This is a genomic window from Pannus brasiliensis CCIBt3594, from assembly GCF_036688125.1.
Lineage (GTDB): Bacteria > Cyanobacteriota > Cyanobacteriia > Cyanobacteriales > Microcystaceae > Pannus > Pannus brasiliensis.
The window spans coordinates 39,786-60,368 of the sequence record NZ_JBAFSM010000030.1 but is presented as its reverse complement, the minus strand read 5'-3'; the positions used below and the strand labels follow the sequence as shown (position 1 = coordinate 60,368).

The following is a 20,583-nucleotide window of genomic DNA, read 5'->3' as shown; positions in this document are numbered from 1 at the left end:
CGCGCCCGATGTATCTAACGAGAGAATTAATCCCTTCGCCGTAACTCCCTCGTTAAACCAAGCTTTTTCCATCGCCGCGGCCACGCTAGAAGCCGATTCTGGGGAAGATAGGGCGAGTAAAGTCGGGCCGGCCCCGCTAATCACCATCCCGAACGCGCCGGCGTTTTGGGCGGCCTCGTGTACCGCGTCGTAGCCGGGAATTAGGGATTTCCGGTAGGGTTGATGGATTTTATCGTCGAGCGCCACGCGTAATCGATCGCCGTCGCCCGTTTCCAAGGCCCGCAATAGTAAACCCAGCCGGGAAACGTTGAAAATCGCGTCCTGACGGCTGATCTCTTTCGGGAGAACCGCCCTCGCTTTTTCCGTGGATAGCTCGAAATCGGGAATCACCACCACGGGGATAATATTTTCGTCCCAAGGTACTTGACAGATTTGCCAATTCGTGTAATCGCCCACCGATAGCTGACAGTGACCGAGGAGACTGGGAACCACGTTATCGGGGTGTCCCTCGATGGCAATCGCCAGATCCCGGATCACCGAAACGGGGAAAGGGTCGCCCGCGCAACGGTTTGCGCCGACCAGCCCGCCGACGATCGCCGTGGCCGAACTGCCCAATCCCCTGGAGAGGGGAACGCCGAGATCGATCTCTACCTCGATCGGGGGAGGGACGAGTTGTAGGCGATCGTAAACGCGTAAGAAAGAGCGATAGAGTAAATTATCCTCGCTTTCACTCACTTTCGCCGATTCCGCGCCCTTGACTCGAATGGTGAGCTTTTTTTCTACCGTTTCCGGGAGAACGGTAAAGGTGAAATGATTGTATAAACGTAAGGCCGCCCCGAGGCAGTCGAAACCCGGCCCCAGATTCGCGGTCGTGGCGGGAACCGTAACGGTGAAAGTAGACATGATCAGGCTTTCGCTTGCAAATAGCGTCGATTTACCTCCTCCCAGTTAACCACATTCCACCACTGTTTCAAATACTCGCCCCGTTGGTTGCGATATTTCAGGTAATAGGCGTGTTCCCAGACATCATTGCCGAGGATCGGTTTAAATCCTTTCATGAGCGGGCTATCTTGGTTGGAAGTGGTCATTATCTCCAGATCTCCCGCCTTGTTGACCACTAACCACACCCAACCACTACCGAATACTTTCGCGCCCGCTCCCTCGAACGCGGTTTGAAAAGCGTCGAAATTTCCGAATTTCCGAATAATAGCTTGACCGATTTCTCCCTTCGGTTGTCCGCCGCCGTTGGGGGACATGATCTGCCAGAATAAAGTGTGGTTGAGATCGCCACCGCCATTGTTGCGGACGGTGGTACGGATGTCCTCGGGAAGAAGATCGAGACCGCGAACCAATTCCTCGACGCTATTTTGTTGGAGTTCGGGATATTTCGCGAGCGCGTTGTTGAGATTGTTGACGTAGGCGGCGTGATGCTTATCGTGGTGGAACTGCATCGTTTCCTTGTCGATGTAGGGTTCCAGGGCGTTGTAGGGGTAGGGGAGAGGGATGAGCGCGTGGGGGCCGCTGGCGGCACTCGCGGGACGGGGTAAGAATCCCCAGGCGGAGGTTCCCGCGGCCGCGCCCAATAGATAGAGAAATTGACGACGAGCGATAGCCATTACTTTCACCGGATAAATCTCTTCGCTCTCTATTATCCGGCGAGTCGATCGCGCGGGGGTGATTCGCCTCCGGGGGACGAGAGCGAACTTATCCGCCTAATCCCAATTCCCGGCGTAGGAGTTGGATCGATCGATCGCCGATATAATTGTCGCTACAGATAATATCCGGGAGACGGATCAAGTCCGATCGAATTTCGGCGATGGTATTTTTAATCAGCGAGTAACTGGCTTTATCGCTCATAATCGTGTGGGAAGTCCGCACCAGTACCCGTAATTTCTCCGCGTCGCTCGTTTGCGCCGACATTACCAGTAGATCGTCACCGCGTAAACTGTGGATGAGGATTTCCGCTACCTTGATAATGCCGGGGCTGATGCTGACGATACCCAGGCGACTATCCGCGGGTAATTTTTTGATCGTCGTCAGTTCCTTGGCGTAGTCGTAGATATCGATCGGGATGACGCGAAGATGGTAGGGGGCGGCGATCGCCTCGGCCACGCTGATAAAATAACGGCTAGTGACCACCGTGGCCGATTTCGTTTCCGCGAGAACCGCCTCTAGATTTTCGAGCGGGACTAACTCCACGGGAATCTGTAGCGCCTGTTCCAATTCCGATAACATCAATTCTCCCGCGCCGAGATCGTGTTTGGGAATCGTCACCACCACCCGCGCGCTACAACGGGAACGCCAGTCGATTTCCGCCAGCAATAACTCGCGAATTTTCGAGAGAGTTAACCCCTCGGCGAGAAAACTGTCTAAACTCTCCTGGATTAATTTTCCCAGTCGCGGGTTCTGTTGCAGGAGGGGAGAACCCAAGAGATTGCCGCGTTCGTGTCCGCGCGCTTTCACGTAAATGCCGGAACCCGCCACCGATTCTACCAATCCGTCCTCTTCGAGTTGTTGGTAGATTTTACTGATGGTGTTACGATGCAGTCCGGTGATCATCGCCAGTTGCCGGGTACTCGGTAAACGATGCCCCGGCGAATACTGGCGGGAGGCGATCGCGAAACGGATCTGATCTAACAGTTGCTTGGAGGCGGGAATCTCGCTATCGGCTTGGATTTGGAACTGCATCACGTCATCTCGATCGGGTGGGAGTGGCTTTGAGTGCCATTTTATCAGTCACCTGTGATCCGATCTCGATTAGCCCCTTTCTGTTCCCTAGCGTCGCGGGAATTTACTAGAATGGGAAAGCGACGACGGTTCGGGAGTTACACGTCATGTCTTTCAGTAGCTACAAGAGTCTCGGCGATACGGTTAAGGAATTTCAGGTCTACTATCGCGAAGAAAATTTCGTTCGCGAGATCGCGTTCCCGATTTCTGACTATTTTCGTGAAGATCTCGCGTTTATGATGCGCGAGGGAATGGTGGATAATTCCGAGTACGCCATCTGTGAGAATTTGATCTATCCCGTTTTAAAAGAAGTGTGGAAAAGTTATCGGGAGAAGTTTCTGATCTGGAGCCATCAAGCTTTGTGTTATGATAATAATCTGACAGGGTTCCCCGAATATATTATAGCACAGCGATCGCCGTTAGGGAAAGTGGTTTTCGATAAACCTTATTTATTATTAGTGGAAGCGAAGCAGGATAAATTCGATGCCGCTTGGGGTCAATGTTTGGCGGAAATGATCGCGGCGAGACAATTGAACGAGAGATCGATCGTCATTCACGGTATCGCTTCTAATGGAACGGGATGGCAGTTCGGAAAATTAGAAGGTAACACGTTTACCAAAAATACGAACCCTTACTATATTTCCGAGTTAGATAGTTTATTCGGCGCGATCAATTTTATGTTTCAACAGTGCGAGATACAGTTAGATACTTGGGTGGCGGCATAGAGAAATATGAGCGAGTTAACCATTCGTCCCGCGAAAATTAGTCGGGTGATTCCCGATTCGATCGCCTCGGAAATCGGTTTCGAGGTGGGAGATGCGATCGAGTCCATTAACGGAACCCGTCCCCGCGATCTAATCGACTATCAATTCCTCTGTGCCGATGAATTTTTAACCCTCGAAGTTCTCGACACGAAAGGCAAAAAACACCGACTAGAAATCGAGAAAGATTATAACGAAGATCTAGGCTTAGAGTTCGAGACTGCCTTATTCGACGGCTTAATCCAGTGTAACAATAAATGTCCTTTCTGCTTTATCGACCAACAGCCGGAAGGCAAACGGGAAACCCTCTATTACAAAGACGACGATTACCGCTTAAGTTTTCTCTACGGTAGTTATTTAACCCTCACCAATCTCACCGCGAGAGAATGGCAACGTATCGAACAGATGCGGATTTCTCCCCTCTTCGTTTCCGTTCACGCGACCGAACCCGATGTCCGAATTCGTTTATTAAAAAATCCCCGCGCCGGACAGATTTTAGACAATCTCAAATGGTTTCAAGAAAGACAGTTACAGATTCACGCGCAAGTGGTGGTATGTCCGACGATTAATGATGGCATACACCTCGAAAGAACCCTGCTCGATCTCGTCTCTTTCCATCGGGGAGATATTCCCGCTGTCGAATCCGTGGCAGTGGTTCCCGTGGGGTTAACCCGTTTCCGTCCCGCGGAGGATGAATTAATTCCCGTGACGACTGAAAAAGCGCGGGAAGTTATCGCGCAGGTACAAATCTTACAGAAAAAATTCCGTCAGGAATTCGAGAGTAACGTGGTGTGGTTAGCCGATGAATGGTTCCTGATCGCGAGGATGGATTTACCCCCACAATCTCATTATGAAGATTACCCCCAAATCGGTAACGGGGTGGGTTCTATCCGTCAGTTTATTCGGGATTTTCAAAAAACAGCGAAAAAGTTCTTGCCCCAAAAAATATTCCCCGCGAGAAGATGGACATGGGTAGTTGGCAACGCGGTAGAACACGCTTTTCAACCGTTAGTCAAACGATTGAATCAGGTGGAAGGCTTAACCGTGGAATTAGTCGCGTTGAATAGTAATTATTGGGGACAAGAAATCACGGTGACGGGATTATTAACTGGGCAAGATCTGATCGACGGATTAAAAGATCGCAATCTGGGCGATGGAATATTACTGCCGTCGGTGATGTTAAAAGATGGGGATACGGTATTTCTAGACGATACGCGATTGGAAACGGTAGCGAGTCGCTTGAATGTACCGATTTTTCCGGTGATGGGTGTCGAGGAGTTGATGGAAACCTGTATTAAGGATATGGCTTCAAGTTCTTGATTATAGAACACGTCTTCGATCGCTTATTTCCTTTGAATGACTTCCTCGAAAATGGCGAGTTCTTCCGGACTGACGATCGAGACCACAGCGCTCCCATCTGGAAAGATCGAGGCTACCGGGAAATTTCGATAAACGGAATCTTGTTTGGGGAATTACCGTCGATGTGGTTAAATCGATCGAGCAATTCCGAAACAGTTCCCTATGCTTACCCCCATCTCCCGACCCGAAATTCCCTCCCCCGCGTGGCAACGTCCCATCGGTAAAGGATGGGAGAAACCCTACACGGTACGTTACGCGAGCAACCTCGACGACGGGCCGTGGCACGGGATGCCGTTAGGGGGATTCGGGGCCGGTTGTATCGGACGTTCCTCGAAGGGAGATTTCAATCTCTGGCATCTCGACGGGGGAGAACACACGTTTAAGAGCCTTCCCGCCTGTCAATTCAGCGTTTTTGAGCAAACAGAAGACGGAACTGCGAGAGCCTACGCGATGGCGACGGAAGCTCCCGAAGACGGCAAATTATCGCGGTGGTCGTGGTATCCGAAAGAGCGGGGAACCTATTCGGCACTATATCCCCGCGCTTGGTACGAATATCGGGGAGTTTTTGAAACGGAACTCGTATGCGAGCAATTTTCGCCGATTTGGGCGGGAAATTATCAAGAATCTAGCTACCCGATCGCTATATTCGAGTGGACGGCACACAATCCCACCGATAAACCGATTACTATCAGTATCCTCCTCACCTGGCAGAACACGGTCGGCTGGTTTACTAACGCGGTGAAATCCCCCACCGTCCAGGTTCGCGACGATGGCAGTCCCGTCTATGAATACCGACCGAAATGCGGGGAAAGCGAGGGAAATTACAATCAATGGATTGTCGATAACTTCCGGGTGGGGTGCGTTTTGCGACGGAATCACGAGGAACCGGGAGAAGGAGACGGACAGATCGCGATCGCGAGTATTACCAATCCGACGCTAGACGTTTTCTATCTGGGAAAATGGAACCCCGACGGCGATGGTTCGGAAATTTGGGATCATTTCGCGATGAATGGTTCTTTACCGGATATAGAGGACGAAACTCCCGCGAGAAAGGGGGAACAGACAGCGACCGCGATGGCCATCCGTTTCACGATCCGTCCGGGAAAAATGAAGAAAATTCCCTTTATTGTAGCGTGGGATTTCCCCGTGACCGAATTCGCTCAGGGTATCAATTACTATCGCCGCTATACGGATTTTTTCGGTCGCAACGGTCATAACGCGTGGTCGATGGTGCGGACGGCACTAAAACACGGCGATACGTGGCGGAAAAATATTATCGATTGGCAGAAACCGATTTTAGAGCGATCGGATCTCCCCGATTGGTTCAAAATGGCCTTATTTAACGAATTATACCTGCTCGCGGACGGGGGAAGTCTCTGGACGGCCGCGAGCGAGGACGATCCGATCGGGCAGTTCGGCGTTCTAGAATGTATCGATTACCGTTGGTACGAGAGTCTCGATGTCCGTCTCTACGGTTCTTTCGGCTTATTAATGCTCTGGCCGCGGCTAGAAAAGGCGGTAATGGAAGCTTTCTCCCGCGCCATCCCCACCGAAGACGAAACCCCGAGAATTATCGGCTATAACCAAGCTTCGGCAATTCGCAAGGCGAAAAACGCCACCCCCCACGATCTCGGCGCTCCCAACGAACACCCCTGGGCAAAAAGCAATTACACCAGCTATCAGGACTGTAATCTGTGGAAAGACCTCGGAAGTGACTTCGTTCTACTGGTTTACCGGGATTATCTATTAACCGGCGCGAAAGACGTGGATTTCCTGCGAGAATGTTGGGATTCGATCGTCCGAACCCTGCACTATCTGAAAACTTTCGACCTCGACAACGACGGTATCCCCGAAAACTCCGGTGCGCCGGATCAAACCTTCGATGATTGGCGATTACAGGGCATCAGTGCTTATTGTGGCGGATTATGGATAGCCGCGCTGGAAGCGACGCTAAAAATCGGCGAAATTCTCGAAGAAGATACCGCGGTCTTCGCGGGATGGCTACACCAATCGCGGGCCGTGTATCACGAGACACTCTGGAACGGGGAATATTATCGCCTCGATAGCGGTAGCGGTTCCGACGTGGTGATGACGGATCAGTTGTGCGGTCAATTCTACGCGCGATTGTTGGCGTTACCGGACGTTGTAGAGAGCCAGTATACCGAATCCTCCTTAAGAAAGATTTATACCGCCTGTTTCCTCAAATTTTACGAGGGGAAATTCGGCGCCGCTAACGGGTTACGTCCCGATGGAACCCCGGAGAATCCCGACGCGACCCACCCGTTAGAAGTCTGGACGGGAATTAATTTCGGGTTGGCGGCCTTTTTAATCCAGATGGGGATGAAAGAGGAGGGGATGAAAATTACCGAGGCCGTGGTGCGACAGGTATACGAGAATGGCTTACAGTTCCGCACCCCGGAGGCGATTACCGCGGCGGGAACGTTCCGAGCCTCGCATTATCTCCGCGCGATGGCGATCTGGGCGATTTACGGGATGTTAACGGGATTTTAGCGATTTTTCAGTAGTTTTCAGTTCGGTGAGTTCTCGCTGTAGTTGAGAACTTGCCGAAGATCTTTCTCTTCTAATATCTATTGTTACCTACGGCTAAACTCTCTGATTCTGTCGCGAAAGTCGTACTTTTGGCGAAGATTTCCAATTCGATCGAGTTCGGTAGCCGATCGATCGCTTTTGGAGGGACGATCGACTACAATAACCGTATCTCTGTAAAGGTTTGATTGTATGTCCGAAGTTATCGAGATACCGATCGAACTGACTCGTTTTCAACTCCCGGAAGCGGTTCAGGAACGTTTGCAATTTCTGCTCGATCGACAAGACGCGGGAGAAACGTTAACCGTCTCGGAAAGAAAAGAGGCCGAGGGATTAATAGAATTAGCCGAGTTTCTTGCTCTATTGCATTTGCGATCGCATAGGTTGACAAAGTAAAAAAGTGTCGAGATCCCCGTGTTCTTACATTACTGAAAATTGTTCGACTTTTCATATTTCTAGTAAAGAGAGTTGAATAAAATTTTGACTAGTTTGTTTAAACTGAGCGAATTGGTTCGAGTCTTGAAGATCACGATCTACAATATATTCGACAAGACAGCGAGCGACATATTCAGCAAGCTTAACAGGAACAGCATTGCCAATCATTTGTTCGATATCGGTTTTAGAGCCAGTAAAAATAAAGTTTTCTGGAAAAGTTTGTAGATAGCTTCTTTCCAGGGTGGTTAAAGGACGTATAGCTGATGTTATCAACGCTGAATCTCCAGAATGCGATCGATATGTTTTAGGAATAGGTCGATTAACCCCTCTAACTGTTGGGCTAGGATCATCAACACTAAATACACCACGTCTTTTATAGCTTCTTGGGTGTCTGTAATAATGTTCAAAATTTAAAGGCTTATTTATTTGATTAAAATATTGTCTAATGGTCATGGCTTTTTTGGACATATTTTTGTCAAGATAAAATTCTATTTGTTGATGTTTTCCATTTATATCACCGATCCAAAAAAATCTTTTTCTATTTTGCGGAACACCACAAAAACTTGCATTAACGATTTTTTCTGTCAGTCCATAGCCAGCCAGTTCAAAAACTTTTTTCGCTTCTTGATATTTTTCACTTTTCACAAATCTGTCTACATTTTCCATGATAAAAAATCGAGGCTTAAGATCGGTGACAATTTTTGCAAATGTCATTGTCAAATCTCCTCTGCCGAGACTTTCATCTCTTTTTCCCGCGCTGGAAAAGTCTTGACAAGGTGGACCCCCAACTATAATACTCGGTTGGAATTCACGTATACAATCATAATCGCCTGGAAGCTTTTCGAGATCGACAGCAAAAACTGGATGGCTAAAATTTTTCTGATAAACCTCAATAGCCGCTTCCCAGTTGTCAAATCCAGCGACTACGTTAAATCCTGCATTTTGAAGTCCTAGCGAGAATCCGCCACAACCTGAAAAAAGGTCTACCACTTTAAAATCTTTTAAATCAATGCCCATATTTTTTAAGCGAATAACTCTGGATTACCTAAGAGAGCGGCATCAAATCTTCTTTCTGGACTAAGATAATTTTGTCCCCCTCCCAAAATTATATTTTTAATTTCATCTTTCTTGATTCTAGGAGTTGTTAATTCCGCACAAGACATATACTGATTCGTATTAGAACCGTTTAAGGCAAATGCCTTATCAGTTTGAGCTTTATAGGAAAAGGTTTTAATAATGTCTTCATGAGGAATTCTTCCCATCATGGCAAAATCTAGAAGCATTCTCGAAAGCCAAATAATCGATCGAGCGTATCGATCGATTTCTTGTTCTTGTTTTTTACTTTTACTTAAAGCATCCCGAGCCGCATTAAAAAAAAGCCGTGTAAACGCGAAATCACTCCAGACAAATATATCCAAACAATCTTCATGTAGCTTAGTTGTTTTGCCGATCGTTTTCCAGATCGGTTGTAAAACGAATGGTTCTTGCAAATGCAAGGCTGAAAGTAAAATGCGATCTATATCATCGGCTAAATCTAAAATATAATTAATAATATTTTCTATATTCCACCATTCTAAATCTCCACGAACAGAATTAGGATCTAGATAATTCAGTAATGTCTCTGGAGAATTTTGAAACTTGTACGCGATCCCTAGCGCTAAATAAATAATCGTATTAGGTCTAACAACAATCTCGCAACCATACCGACTTTCTGGAAGTCTATAGGTTGAGTTGTCGGGCAAAGCGGTGAGCTTTACCTCCAAACATCGAAGGCAATTATTTCTATTGGCTTTGTCCAAGGTAACTAGATCGGTTCTTGGAAACTTCCCTGTAACGATTGTTCTGTAAGGCGTAAAATCCGTTTCAAACGAGAAATAAAGATTGGATGAAAATGGTTCCAAACCGAACACTCGATCAACCTCTATTTTTGTATGTTTAATTACTGAACTTTCATCTAAAGTTAAATAAACTGGCTGTAATCCTTTACTCGCCATGTAACAAGCCAGAGATACTGGAAAAGCATTATTAAATTTATTCTTGCCCCAACTGGCCTCTTTTGAAAAATCTCTATTAGAGCGACCTATGCCCAAGCCAAACAAACTTGGCTCAAATCCGAATAAATTTCCTTGAGTTAATGTCATCTGAGTAATTGGATACGAACAAAGGATTTTTTTAGCGATGGATTGGAAGGACTATCAATAGATCTGTACGGTCTGAAAAGGCGATCCGGTCATGGAATAGACTACCACTACCGAAGCGCGAGATCGATCGAGCGTTTTGTCTCCTATTCTACCGTGGCTTTCGTTTCAGAACCGAACCTAACCCCTCCATCAACCCACATTTCCGTCTCTCCCGCGGGGAAGTCATCCTCTCGATCGAACGCGGGCATACCCCCTCATCCCCGCCGGCTATTGATGAACGCGAGGATAATCGATAGGCTGGTAAGAGAGTCTATAGGAAACTTCTAAGCCCGTAATGTCTATTGAAATCCTGCAAGAATTAGAAACCCAGATCGAGAAGCGACGGAATTTCGCCATTATCTCCCACCCCGACGCGGGAAAAACCACCCTCACCGAAAAACTCCTGCTGTACGGGGGCGCAATTCACCAGGCGGGAGCGGTAAAAGCCCGACGCGACCAACGCAAAGCCACTTCCGACTGGATGGAGATGGAGAAACAACGGGGGATTTCCATCACTTCCACCGTCCTGCAATTCGATTATCGCGACTTCCAGATCAATCTCCTCGACACCCCCGGACACCAAGACTTTAGTGAGGACACCTATCGCACCCTCGCGGCCGCCGATAACGCGGTGATGCTCATCGACGCGGCCAAAGGTCTGGAACCGCAAACCCGTAAGCTATTCGAGGTCTGTAAACTGCGCCAGTTACCGATCTTCACCTTCGTCAATAAAATGGATCGTCCGGGACGCGAACCCCTCGATTTATTAGACGAGATCGAAAAAGAATTAGGTCTGCAAACCTATCCGGTAAACTGGCCGATCGGTGGCGGCGATCGCTTTCAAGGCGTGTTCGATCGACGCAACGAGACGATACACCTCTTTGAACGTCGCTCCCACGGCTCTCGGGAAGCCCGTGAGACCGTCATAAAGCTCGGCGACCCCAAAATTGAAGAATATCTCGACAAAGACCTGTATTACCAGTTAAAAGAGGATATAGAGCTTCTGTCGGAACTGGGCGCGGAACTCGATCTCGAAGCCGTTCACGCGGGACAGATGACCCCGGTATTTTTCGGGAGCGCGATGACCAATTTCGGGGTACAGCTTTTCCTCGAAGCCTTTCTCGACTACGGATTGAAACCCGTCGGACGCAACTCGACCGCGGGAAACCTCGACCCTACCTACCCGGAATTTACCGGCTTCGTTTTCAAACTCCAGGCGAATATGGACCCGAAACATCGCGACCGGGTGGCTTTCGTGCGGGTGTGTACCGGCAAGTTCGAGAAAGATATGGCGGTTAATCACGCTCGATCGGGCAAAACCATCCGCCTTTCCCGTCCGCAGAAACTTTTCGCCCAAGATCGCGCGGTGATCGAGGAAGCCTATCCGGGAGACGTGATCGGGTTGAATAATCCCGGCGTTTTCGCGATCGGCGATACGATTTATCTGGGAAAAAAAATCGAGTACGAGGGAATTCCCTGTTTTTCTCCCGAATTATTCGCCTATCTAAAAAATCCTAACCCTTCCAAGTTCAAACAATTCCAGAAAGGGGTCTCCGAACTACAGGAAGAGGGTGCGGTACAGATTCTATCGTCGATCGATGACTTCAAGCGCGATCCCATTCTCGCCGCGGTCGGTCAACTCCAGTTCGAGGTAGTGCAGTTCCGTCTGTTGAGCGAATACGGGGTAGAAACCACCTTAGAACCTTTACCCTATAGTCTCGCCCGTTGGGTAGCGGGAGGCTGGCCGGCGCTGGAGAAAGCGGGGAAACTGTTCAACACCCTCACCGTTAAGGATTACTGGGGTCGTCCCGTTTTACTGTTTAAAAACGAGTGGAACTTGCAACAGGTACGCGAGGATCATCCCGACCTACAGTTAAACTCGATCGCCCCGGTGGGTTCCGGAGTTCAACCCGCGGGGTGATGGGGAGATAGGGGAGATGAGGGGGATGGGGAAGATGGGGGAGATGAGGGGGATGGGGAAGATGGGGAAGATGGAAAACTAATAAAAATGAAGTTTCCGAGGAAATAATAACTATTTTCTCCCTCACCTCCCTCACCTCCCTCACTCCCCACACCCTACACCCTGCCTTAGCGACTCACGATTCCCGACCATTGAATCTTTTTCTCGCGTTCGCGGCGGTAGGAGAAAAAACGATCGCCTTGTTGGTAGGTACAGAAAGGCGCGATGGCGATGCGGTCATCGTCGATCCCTAGCTGTCGTAACTGGTGCAGGAGGATCGATCGCACGTCCAAACGCACTTTCCCCGGTTCCGGGTCGGGATGTAGGGGAGAATCGGGCAGATCGAAAAGACGTTCGAGCATCGTTCCCTCGTTTCCCTCGTCCGGGAACAAACTCGCGCCGACCTCCGCGGCCACTTCCGTCGAAACCTGATACACCTCTCCCGCGATCGCCGGCCCGAGAGCGATCGATAAATTCTCTAACTCGCTTCCGGAATTGACCAGACGATCGATCGCCCCCGGAACGATCCGTTTCGCCGTCCCGCGCCACCCGGAATGGATCGCCACCGCGCGGCCGGTCGCTCGATCGCCGATCAGAACGGGGGTACAATCGGCACTAGCCACCCAGACCGCCTGATTCGGCGATTCCGTGAGAATACCGTCAGCTTCGGCGGTTTCTTCCCGTTGGATTTCCGTCGGGGTGACGACTCGATCGCCGTGAACCTGTTTCACCCGGTATACTTCGGCCTCGGTATGTAACGCGCCGACGAAGGTTTCGGGAGGGCGCGGGTGATACTGTCGGGTAAAAAAGCCGTGAGACCAATCCTCTAACAACGAGCAGGTCAGATAGGGTAAACCGTCCCACTCCCGCCATTGCCAGGTTCGCGTCTTCCGTTCATCAGTCACTAGGGTTGTCACGGTATTCACCTCGATCGTCAGTGTTCGTTCTTTATTTTCAACCATCGTAGCCATGAGTTTGGACATCCAACAACTCGAAAACGAACTTTCCTCGCTCGATCTAAAGACACGAATCCCCGTTCACGGGTTCAATACAATCCCCTCGACCGATCGAACCGCCTGGGAACTGCTCGAATCGGGCGAAAATCCCCCCTTCGCGGTGATCGCGAGCCAACAGAGCGCGGGACGAGGACAACAGGGCCGACAATGGCTCTCGGAAATCGGCGGATTGTATCTCTCTCTCGCGTTAGAAACCGATTTAACCGTTGAAAAAGCCCCCCATCTCGTTCTCGCGACCGCCTGGGGCATCGCGTCCCGTCTACGTTCCTATCGGATACCCGTCCGCGTGAAATGGCCCAACGATCTGGTGATCGACGGGAAAAAATTAGGGGGAATAAAAATCGAAACGCGGGTTCGGGGAGAAAACATCTCGCGGGCCGTGATCGGGGTAGGGATTAACTGGCGCAATCGGGTGCCGGAAACCGGGATCGATCTACAAACTTTTTTCACGGGAACGGGGGAAAGCTCGATACATTCTCTCGAACAATTAGCGGCCGTAACCATCGCCGCGATTTTTTCCGGTTACGATTACTATCTATCCAAAGATATAGAGGGTTTACTCGCGGTTTATCTCGAACTTTTCGCGAATCTCGGCCAGAGGGTATCGATCGCCGGGAATACGGGAATCGTAACCGGGGTAAGCGATCGGGGCGAATTAAAAGTCCGTCTGTCTTCGGCGGGAGCGACTACCGAAATCCATCTCCCGACCGGTACAATCAGTCTCGGTTATAATCGATAAAACTTCTTTCGCGAGAAGTATGTCTAAAAGCTCGTAATTGGCAACCCGTGAGAAGTGAGGCGGTATCATGCGTCAATCATCCGTTATCAGGAAGTTTCTATTCTCGAACTCGTCGCGAACGAGTCTCGGTGTTCTCGGTCTTATTAGTCTCGCGCTCGTCGGCTCGATCGGTCTCCCGAACCGCGCCACCGCCGGTGAAGTAGGAACGGAAACGGTTCCGACCCTCAAACCCCCCGTCCCGATCGCCGCGGAAACGGTGTCCGAACCTTCCGGCCGCCTCGCTATCCCCGAAAATCACCGAACCGATATGCCCACCCTCGCCCCGCGACAAACCGCGTCGGGCAAAAATAATTTTATCGACACCCGGAACTACGCGCCGCCTACCGAGGTGGTCGTTACCGGACGGAGTGGCGGTTGCCAGACGATCGCCCGCGGCGGTCAACTGGTGGGCGGTCGTTGCGCGGCCGCGCCCGTCGCGAGTGCCGCCCCCCGTCAGCGTCAACGTCTCGCTAGGGTCGCCAAACCCTTACCCCCCGTCAATCTGACCGCGATCCGTCGTTCCCGTCCCGATGTCCGTCAAACCGAGACGGTAGCCGTCCAACCGCGTAGACAAAGAATAATCGCCGAAAATCCCGTCGCCGTTCAACCCCGGAGACAAAGAATAATCGCCGAGAATCCCGTCGCCGTTCAACCCCGGAGACGGATCGTTACCGAGAATGTCGCGAGTCGTATCGCGCCCACCTTGGTAGCCTCTACCGCGCCCGTCCGTCTCGCGGCCCCGAGAGTGATTCCCAGCGAGGTCGGTACGGTCGTCCCCCTCAATCCCCCGGAATGGAACGGCGTGAAACTCGCCCTCGCGCCCGTGACGCGTCCGGTGGAAGCCTATCCCACCGTAGAACCCGCGGAAGAATCGGCGACGATCGATCGGGCTACCAGCCTTAGCCCCACGGTAAGCGAGCAACCGCAACGCACCGATTTACTCTTCCCCCTCGCCATTCCCGCCCGGATTACCTCCGTTTTCGGCTGGCGACAACACCCGATTAGCGGTCGGGAAGCCATGCACGCGGGAACCGATCTCGGCGCGCCGACGGGAACCCCCGTACTCGCGGCCTATCCCGGTGAAGTGGTCACGGCCGATTGGGTGGGTGGTTACGGTCTGATGGTCATCCTGCGCCACCTCGACGGAACCCAGGAATCCCGCTACGGACACCTCTCGGAAATCAATGTCACCCCCGGTCAACACGTCGAACAGGGCGAGATGATCGGTCGCGTGGGCAGTACGGGAATGTCTACCGGGCCTCACCTCCACTTCGAGTGGCGACACTTAACCGAACAGGGCTGGACGGCGGTAGACGCGGGCCTACACCTTGAATTCGCCCTCGATAACCTGATCCAACAGATGCGGATCGCGACCACCGACCCCGCCCCGGAAACCAATAATCCGAATCAGGGTTAAACAAATCTCTAGGGTGAGCGTCGCTCACCCTTTTTGTATGTTTTAGAAGCCGTTGGAAAAGACCGTAGGGTGGGTTACGCTTCGCTAACCTACCGAGATAAAATCGCGATCTTTTTATAAATTCAATTCCGCACAAAATCTATCTTGCAAACTGTATACTTTTAAATTTATCCCGTCATATCTAATATTTGTTGATTTCGAGAGTTTCCCGTATTTCTCTCTCTAGCTCCTCTCGACTCTGATCGGGTAAAACTGGCACTCCGTATCGGGACATCCGATCGAAAACGTCTACGCGAGAGATTCTTAACAGCTTCCCCGCGGTACCGCCACTCATTTCCCCGTGTTTAATAGGGTCATAATATAGGCGATTTTCGCCTGTTGTTCCGCTGCGTGATAGAGAGAGGACGGGATATCGATCGGTAAATCGAATTGTACACTCACCGTCATAAAGAGATTCGGTGTAGATGTTGACATTTTACCGTATCGATCGCCCCCGCGCCCCTCCCTATCCAAACTCATAACGACTACAATATAGATCGATCGAATTGTCCCTCGCGAACCTACCCGCGAAAACTCGGTAATCTAGAATAAACCATCCGACACGAGCGACTATCAGGAGATAGAAATGTTAGAAGCTTATCACCAGCACGCCGAAGAACGCGCGAAACTCGGCATTCCCGCCCTACCCCTCAACGCCGAACAAACCGCGGAACTCTGCGAGATGTTAAAAAATCCCCCCGAAGAACTCAAAGGGGAATTAATGAGCCTCCTGCGCGATAGAGTTCCCCCCGGAGTCGATGAAGCCGCCTACGTGAAAGCCGGATTCCTCACCGGCATCGCCAAAGGAGAAATCACCTCTCCCGTTATCTCCCCCCAGGGCGCGGTTAGCCTTCTCGGTACGATGGTGGGAGGCTATAACGTGCAATCCCTCATCGAACTCCTCAAATCGAGAGATACCAACATCGCCGCCACCGCCGCCTCCGCTTTAAGTAAAACCCTCCTCGTCTTCGACGCGTTCAACGAAGTCCTCGAACTCGCCGATACCAACCCCTACGCCAAACAGGTAATCGACGCGTGGGCCAACGGCGAATGGTTTATCAACAAACCCAAACTCGCCAAAGAAATCACCGTCACCGTCTTCAAAGTCCCCGGCGAAACCAACACCGACGACCTATCCCCCGCGCCCCACGCCACCACGCGCCCCGATATTCCCCTCCACGCGCTGGTGATGTTAGAAACCCGTCAACCCGGTTCTCTAGAAACCATCGTCGAACTGAAGAAAAAAGGTCATCCCGTCGCCTACATCGGCGATGTAGTGGGAACCGGTTCCAGCCGGAAATCGGCGATTAACTCCGTTCTCTGGCATATCGGCGAGGATATCCCCTTCGTTCCGAATAAGCGTTCCGGGGGCTACATTCTCGGCGGAAAAATCGCCCCGATTTTCTTCAATACCGCCGAAGATTCCGGCGCGTTGCCCATCGAGTGCGACGTTAGCGCCCTGAACACCGGGGACGTGATTACCATCTATCCCTACGAGGGCAAAATCACCAACGAAGCCGGCGAAACCATCTCCACCTTCACCCTCAAACCCGATACCATTCTCGACGAAGTGCGCGCCGGGGGACGGATTCCCCTATTAATCGGGCGCGCGCTCACTGACCGAACCCGTCACGCGCTCGGACTCGAACCCAGTACCCTATTCGTCCGTCCCACCATGCCGAACGATACCGGCAAAGGCTACACCCTCGCGCAGAAAATGGTCGGGAAAGCTTGCGGTTTACCCGGTGTCCGTCCGGGGACTTCCTGCGAACCGATGATGACCACCGTGGGGTCGCAGGACACCACCGGCCCGATGACGCGCGACGAGTTAAAAGAATTAGCCTGTCTGGGATTCAGCGCCGATTTAGTCATGCAGAGTTTCTGTCACACCGCGGCCTATCCCAAACCGGTCGATATTAAAACCCATCACGACTTACCGGATTTCTTCTCCACCCGCGGCGGGGTCGCGTTGCGTCCGGGGGATGGCATCATTCACTCGTGGTTAAACCGGATGTTACTGCCGGATACCGTGGGAACCGGGGGCGATTCCCATACCCGTTTTCCGTTGGGAATTTCTTTCCCCGCGGGGTCGGGTTTAGTCGCGTTCGCCGCCGCGCTGGGGGTGATGCCCCTCGATATGCCGGAATCGGTGTTAGTGCGGTTTACCGGGGAACTACAACCGGGGGTAACGCTACGGGATATCGTTAACGCCATTCCCTACGTCGCCATGCAGGAAGGCAAATTGACCGTCGAGAAACAGAATAAAAAGAATGTTTTCAACGGTCGCATCATGGAGATGGAAGGCTTACCGGATTTGAAACTGGAACAGGCTTTCGAGCTTACCGACGCGACCGCGGAACGGTCTTGCGCGGGCAGTACGATTAAGCTGAGTACCGAGACGGTGGCGGAATATCTCCGTTCTAACGTGGCGCTGTTGAAAAATATGGCAGCGCGGGGTTATACCGACGCGAAAACGATTCTCCGACGCGTGGCCAAGATGGAACAGTGGTTAGCCAATCCCGTGTTAATGGAGGGAGACAAAGACGCGGAATACGCGGACACTATCGAGGTGAATCTGAGCGAGATTAAAGAACCGATCGTCGCCGCGCCCAACGACCCGGATAATATTAAATTACTGTCCGAGTGCGCGGGCGATAAAATCGACGAGGTATTCATCGGTTCCTGCATGACCAATATCGGTCACTATCGCGCCGCCGCGAAGATTCTAGAGGGTGCGGGAACGGCAAAAGCGCGACTGTGGATTTGTCCCCCGACGCGTATGGATGAACAGCAATTACGCGATGAAGGAATTTACGGTATTTTCGCCGCTTCCGGGGCGCGTACCGAGATGCCAGGCTGTTCTCTCTGTATGGGCAATCAAGCGCGGGTAGAAGACGGGGCGACGGTATTTTCTACCTCGACTCGAAACTTCAATAATCGCATGGGCAAAGACGCGCGGGTGTATCTCGGTTCCGCGGAACTGGCGGCGGTTTGCGCGCTATTGGGACGTATCCCGACGGTGGAAGAATATCTCGCCATTGTCGCGGAGAAAATCAATCCCTTTGCGGGCGATTTATACCGCTATCTGAATTTCAACGAAATCGCCGGTTTCGAGGATGAAGGTCGCGTCATCCCCGTGGAAGAACTCCCCCGCATCGAGGATATCTTAGGGATTCCCTCGGGCGTTTTGAGTTAGTATAATGGTAGGGTGGGCTATTTAAAGCTCACCCTATCACCCAGACACTACAGGGTAATATGTTTCCATCAATCAATTTGAGTTAGTATGTCTAAAAAACAAAATTATAACGATCCAAACCAGTTAAGCCTATTTGCAAATAGTGAGAATTTTGCAGAAGATGTTTCACGGCAAACAAGTTCAGAAGCAATTACAGTTCGGACAGAATCTCGTTGGGATACTTTAAAAAATGAAAAAGAAAGCGAGAGAGGATTCAAGACTTCTGATCCATGCAAGGAGTTTTCTGAGCTAAACAACAAAGGTAAAATCGAAGATTTATTTCTTCCTTTTTCCTATGAAGAAATTTTGTCTAGAGTTGAAAAAAACGATGCTAGACTTGTTGATCTTATCGTTCCTGTCACTGAATTTGAAGAGCCAATTATTCAAGTTGCGGCAGATATTAGCACTGCGGGATATTTACTGTTTTTGTATGGTGTGTCAGGCGTTGGAAAATCGACTTTTATAAGTTCTCTAAAGATTCAAAAACATATACCAATACAAGAAATTATATCGATTGATGCCAGTGAATTAACACCTCAATCTAGCTCTAATCTAAAGCTCCAATTACTGCGTGAAGAAATCAAGAAAAAATCTGTAGAGTTTTTTTCCGAAAACAATAAAAAAGAAGAAAAATTATGTATCGTCATAGACTATCTAGAAAATTTAAAAGATGAAGAAGAATCTCAAATTAAAGCTTTTTTTAGAGATTTAAACGCACTGCTTCGCAAATATGCGATCTTGATTATTTGGCCGATAACGGTTCGTCAGGATCTAGAAGATATGAGAAAATTTGCTCAAGATTATTCTAGTACAATGTTTCATAGAAGAACCCCTTTTATCGAATTTACTGGCCCACCAATTGACGAATATCCTAATATAGCCAAGAAAACCATCATGTTTTTTAATGCTGGAAAAACTTGTTACGAGTTTCAACTAACTGATAATGATCTTGAGGATTTAAAAATACAGTATCAGCAAAAACCTCAAGATAAGCACTTGATCAGAGATTATTTAAAAGATGTCAAAACATTTTGGGAAAAAAGGACTAATTATTTATCTCGGATTTCCAAATCTATTCCTAAACCAACAGAGGTCTGGTTTATATTTTCTTATCCTGAAGCAGAAGGGGTAGTAGCACGCTTTGCCAAACAAACGCCAGATATAATCAATGAAATGTGGAATGCGGATTATAAATCACTTTACGCCTATATTAATGATAATAATCAAAGAAAAGCGGATTGGAGTCCTAAGCGTTTAACTCTTGCTCTTAGTAGTCGTATGTTAACAACTAAAATTATGTATTTACCGACAAACGCATTGGTAAGTTGTATAGCCGCTTATGCAAAAGAAGCGGGAATACCTATTACAAGAGATGATTTCCTTGATGAAAATCAATACAAAGTTCCTATACACTGGTTCGGCAAAAAAAAAGCGATAGACACGCTTAAAAGAACGCCATTATGTTTACAATTGTCAAATGTTTCTATTCCGGGTGGAAAGCGTAAAAGCGGAACAGTAGAAAAAGGGTTGAATAATGCAAGGCAAGCTTTTCAAAAAATCAATGAAGATATATATCAGCATAAAAATAAAATTAGTGATCATCTTTTTAACAAGGCCGTTTATTTGACATTAAAAGATTCACTTGAAAACAAAAATTTTAAATTTAGTTGTGAAGAGAGACATCCATATCTTACAACTATTCAACCAGATATATTAGTTGATACGCAGAAAAGTCTTGTTTGCTTAGAGTTTTGTTATACAACCGATGCTACACCGGGTAAGATAGCCGAGTATGTTTTAAGTAAATTAAATAAATATATGAAACAATTAGAACATAATTTTGGAATCAACCGAGATAATCTTTAATAAATATTGTAAACACAACGATCTTATGAACGAAAACGCTATGAACAATACCTCGAAGACGAATTGGCAGAAAGTTGACTCGCTTACGGAAGAGGAAATCGATACTTCCGATATCCCTCCATTGACCGAGGAATTTTTTAGTAAATCGCGGTGGTGGCAACCTGTAGAACGATTTACAGCCTTTCTCAGATAAATGAGGTACGTTTTGGGAGCTAGAATCCTTTAGTAGCAAGGGTTTGTCTGTACTTCACCTTTACGAGAAA

The 20,583-nt window shown here is 49.5% G+C and carries 17 protein-coding genes; 10 read left to right on the top strand and 7 right to left on the bottom strand.

The window, feature by feature from the left end; all coding sequences use genetic code 11:
- From thrB to V0288_RS15510, 3 genes are all read right to left on the bottom strand, one after another.
- On the bottom strand, nucleotides 1-903 hold a 903-nt coding region (gene thrB, locus V0288_RS15520; protein WP_332866038.1), incomplete at its 3' end, for a homoserine kinase.
- Between the two features lie 2 nt (nucleotides 904-905).
- Nucleotides 906-1,616, bottom strand: coding sequence for a superoxide dismutase (locus V0288_RS15515; RefSeq protein WP_332866037.1), 711 nt, complete (start codon nucleotides 1,614-1,616; stop codon nucleotides 906-908).
- 88 nt (nucleotides 1,617-1,704) lie between these two features.
- Complete coding sequence (locus V0288_RS15510) at nucleotides 1,705-2,688, bottom strand: GntR family transcriptional regulator (protein ID WP_332866036.1); 984 nt, start codon at nucleotides 2,686-2,688, stop codon at nucleotides 1,705-1,707.
- Between the two features lie 146 nt (nucleotides 2,689-2,834).
- Here V0288_RS15510 and V0288_RS15505 point away from each other — a divergent pair, with 146 nt between their 5' ends.
- From V0288_RS15505 to V0288_RS15490, 4 genes are all read left to right on the top strand, one after another.
- Entirely contained in the window at nucleotides 2,835-3,452 is a 618-nt protein-coding gene (locus V0288_RS15505) for a hypothetical protein (protein ID WP_332866035.1), read from the top strand.
- Nucleotides 3,453-3,458: 6 nt separating this feature from the next.
- Nucleotides 3,459-4,808 (top strand): TIGR03279 family radical SAM protein, encoded by a 1,350-nt coding sequence (locus V0288_RS15500; RefSeq protein ID WP_332866034.1) that lies wholly within the window; start codon nucleotides 3,459-3,461, stop codon nucleotides 4,806-4,808.
- Between the two features lie 201 nt (nucleotides 4,809-5,009).
- The gene (locus V0288_RS15495; protein ID WP_332866033.1) at nucleotides 5,010-7,358 is read left to right on the top strand and encodes a GH116 family glycosyl hydrolase; all 2,349 of its coding nucleotides are present in this window, start codon (nucleotides 5,010-5,012) and stop codon (nucleotides 7,356-7,358) included.
- A gap of 228 nt (nucleotides 7,359-7,586) precedes the next feature.
- Complete coding sequence (locus tag V0288_RS15490) at nucleotides 7,587-7,790, top strand: hypothetical protein (RefSeq protein WP_332866032.1); 204 nt, start codon at nucleotides 7,587-7,589, stop codon at nucleotides 7,788-7,790.
- A gap of 51 nt (nucleotides 7,791-7,841) precedes the next feature.
- Here V0288_RS15490 and V0288_RS15485 read toward each other — a convergent pair whose 3' ends face one another.
- Together V0288_RS15485 and V0288_RS15480 are read right to left on the bottom strand one after the other, a co-directional pair.
- On the bottom strand, nucleotides 7,842-8,846 hold the full coding sequence (locus V0288_RS15485; RefSeq protein WP_332866031.1) for a DNA cytosine methyltransferase: 1,005 nt from the start codon (nucleotides 8,844-8,846) through the stop codon (nucleotides 7,842-7,844).
- 5 nt (nucleotides 8,847-8,851) lie between these two features.
- Nucleotides 8,852-9,970: a HindVP family restriction endonuclease gene (locus V0288_RS15480; RefSeq protein WP_332866030.1), complete on the bottom strand. Its 1,119-nt coding sequence runs from the start codon at nucleotides 9,968-9,970 to the stop codon at nucleotides 8,852-8,854.
- Between the two features lie 334 nt (nucleotides 9,971-10,304).
- Between V0288_RS15480 and prfC the strand changes: the two genes are divergently transcribed.
- Nucleotides 10,305-11,930 (top strand): peptide chain release factor 3, encoded by a 1,626-nt coding sequence (gene prfC / locus V0288_RS15475; RefSeq protein WP_332866029.1) that lies wholly within the window; start codon nucleotides 10,305-10,307, stop codon nucleotides 11,928-11,930.
- Nucleotides 11,931-12,097: 167 nt separating this feature from the next.
- On the opposite strand, the gene pgeF is transcribed toward prfC, so the two are convergent.
- A complete protein-coding gene (gene pgeF, locus V0288_RS15470; protein WP_422661988.1) occupies nucleotides 12,098-12,931 on the bottom strand; it encodes a peptidoglycan editing factor PgeF in 834 nt (277 codons plus the stop codon).
- Between the two features lie 7 nt (nucleotides 12,932-12,938).
- Between pgeF and V0288_RS15465 the strand changes: the two genes are divergently transcribed.
- Together V0288_RS15465 and V0288_RS15460 are read left to right on the top strand one after the other, a co-directional pair.
- Nucleotides 12,939-13,724: a biotin--[acetyl-CoA-carboxylase] ligase gene (locus V0288_RS15465; RefSeq protein ID WP_332866027.1), complete on the top strand. Its 786-nt coding sequence runs from the start codon at nucleotides 12,939-12,941 to the stop codon at nucleotides 13,722-13,724.
- A 67-nt stretch (nucleotides 13,725-13,791) separates the two neighbouring features.
- The gene (locus V0288_RS15460; protein ID WP_332866026.1) at nucleotides 13,792-15,180 is read left to right on the top strand and encodes a peptidoglycan DD-metalloendopeptidase family protein; all 1,389 of its coding nucleotides are present in this window, start codon (nucleotides 13,792-13,794) and stop codon (nucleotides 15,178-15,180) included.
- Nucleotides 15,181-15,510: 330 nt separating this feature from the next.
- On the opposite strand, the gene V0288_RS15455 is transcribed toward V0288_RS15460, so the two are convergent.
- A complete protein-coding gene (locus V0288_RS15455) occupies nucleotides 15,511-15,654 on the bottom strand; it encodes a hypothetical protein (protein WP_332866025.1) in 144 nt (47 codons plus the stop codon).
- 151 nt (nucleotides 15,655-15,805) lie between these two features.
- Here V0288_RS15455 and acnB point away from each other — a divergent pair, with 151 nt between their 5' ends.
- The 3 genes from acnB to V0288_RS15440 all read left to right on the top strand — a co-directional run bounded on the left by acnB (nucleotide 15,806) and on the right by V0288_RS15440 (nucleotide 20,513).
- Nucleotides 15,806-18,415: a bifunctional aconitate hydratase 2/2-methylisocitrate dehydratase gene (gene acnB / locus V0288_RS15450; protein ID WP_332866024.1), complete on the top strand. Its 2,610-nt coding sequence runs from the start codon at nucleotides 15,806-15,808 to the stop codon at nucleotides 18,413-18,415.
- Between the two features lie 87 nt (nucleotides 18,416-18,502).
- Nucleotides 18,503-20,320: a P-loop NTPase family protein gene (locus V0288_RS15445; RefSeq protein WP_332866023.1), complete on the top strand. Its 1,818-nt coding sequence runs from the start codon at nucleotides 18,503-18,505 to the stop codon at nucleotides 20,318-20,320.
- A gap of 40 nt (nucleotides 20,321-20,360) precedes the next feature.
- Nucleotides 20,361-20,513, top strand: a complete 153-nt coding sequence (locus tag V0288_RS15440; RefSeq protein ID WP_332866022.1) for a hypothetical protein — start codon at nucleotides 20,361-20,363, stop codon at nucleotides 20,511-20,513.
- Nucleotides 20,514-20,583: the final 70 nt, after the last annotated feature.

What these genes read in the sequence shown, in the direction of transcription:
- V0288_RS15515 (WP_332866037.1), bottom strand. Translation starts at nt 1,616, where the DNA reads ATGGCTATCGCTCGTCGTCAATTTCTCTATCTATTGGGCGCGGCCGCG.
- V0288_RS15510 (WP_332866036.1), bottom strand. Translation starts at nt 2,688, where the DNA reads ATGCAGTTCCAAATCCAAGCCGATAGCGAGATTCCCGCCTCCAAGCAA.
- V0288_RS15505 (WP_332866035.1), top strand. Translation starts at nt 2,835, where the DNA reads ATGTCTTTCAGTAGCTACAAGAGTCTCGGCGATACGGTTAAGGAATTT.
- V0288_RS15500 (WP_332866034.1), top strand. Translation starts at nt 3,459, where the DNA reads ATGAGCGAGTTAACCATTCGTCCCGCGAAAATTAGTCGGGTGATTCCC.
- V0288_RS15495 (WP_332866033.1), top strand. Translation starts at nt 5,010, where the DNA reads ATGCTTACCCCCATCTCCCGACCCGAAATTCCCTCCCCCGCGTGGCAA.
- V0288_RS15490 (WP_332866032.1), top strand. Translation starts at nt 7,587, where the DNA reads ATGTCCGAAGTTATCGAGATACCGATCGAACTGACTCGTTTTCAACTC.
- V0288_RS15485 (WP_332866031.1), bottom strand. Translation starts at nt 8,846, where the DNA reads ATGGGCATTGATTTAAAAGATTTTAAAGTGGTAGACCTTTTTTCAGGT.
- V0288_RS15480 (WP_332866030.1), bottom strand. Translation starts at nt 9,970, where the DNA reads ATGACATTAACTCAAGGAAATTTATTCGGATTTGAGCCAAGTTTGTTT.
- prfC (WP_332866029.1), top strand. Translation starts at nt 10,305, where the DNA reads ATGTCTATTGAAATCCTGCAAGAATTAGAAACCCAGATCGAGAAGCGA.
- pgeF (WP_422661988.1), bottom strand. Translation starts at nt 12,931, where the DNA reads ATGGTTGAAAATAAAGAACGAACACTGACGATCGAGGTGAATACCGTG.
- V0288_RS15465 (WP_332866027.1), top strand. Translation starts at nt 12,939, where the DNA reads ATGAGTTTGGACATCCAACAACTCGAAAACGAACTTTCCTCGCTCGAT.
- V0288_RS15460 (WP_332866026.1), top strand. Translation starts at nt 13,792, where the DNA reads ATGCGTCAATCATCCGTTATCAGGAAGTTTCTATTCTCGAACTCGTCG.
- V0288_RS15455 (WP_332866025.1), bottom strand. Translation starts at nt 15,654, where the DNA reads ATGTCAACATCTACACCGAATCTCTTTATGACGGTGAGTGTACAATTC.
- acnB (WP_332866024.1), top strand. Translation starts at nt 15,806, where the DNA reads ATGTTAGAAGCTTATCACCAGCACGCCGAAGAACGCGCGAAACTCGGC.
- V0288_RS15445 (WP_332866023.1), top strand. Translation starts at nt 18,503, where the DNA reads ATGTCTAAAAAACAAAATTATAACGATCCAAACCAGTTAAGCCTATTT.
- V0288_RS15440 (WP_332866022.1), top strand. Translation starts at nt 20,361, where the DNA reads ATGAACAATACCTCGAAGACGAATTGGCAGAAAGTTGACTCGCTTACG.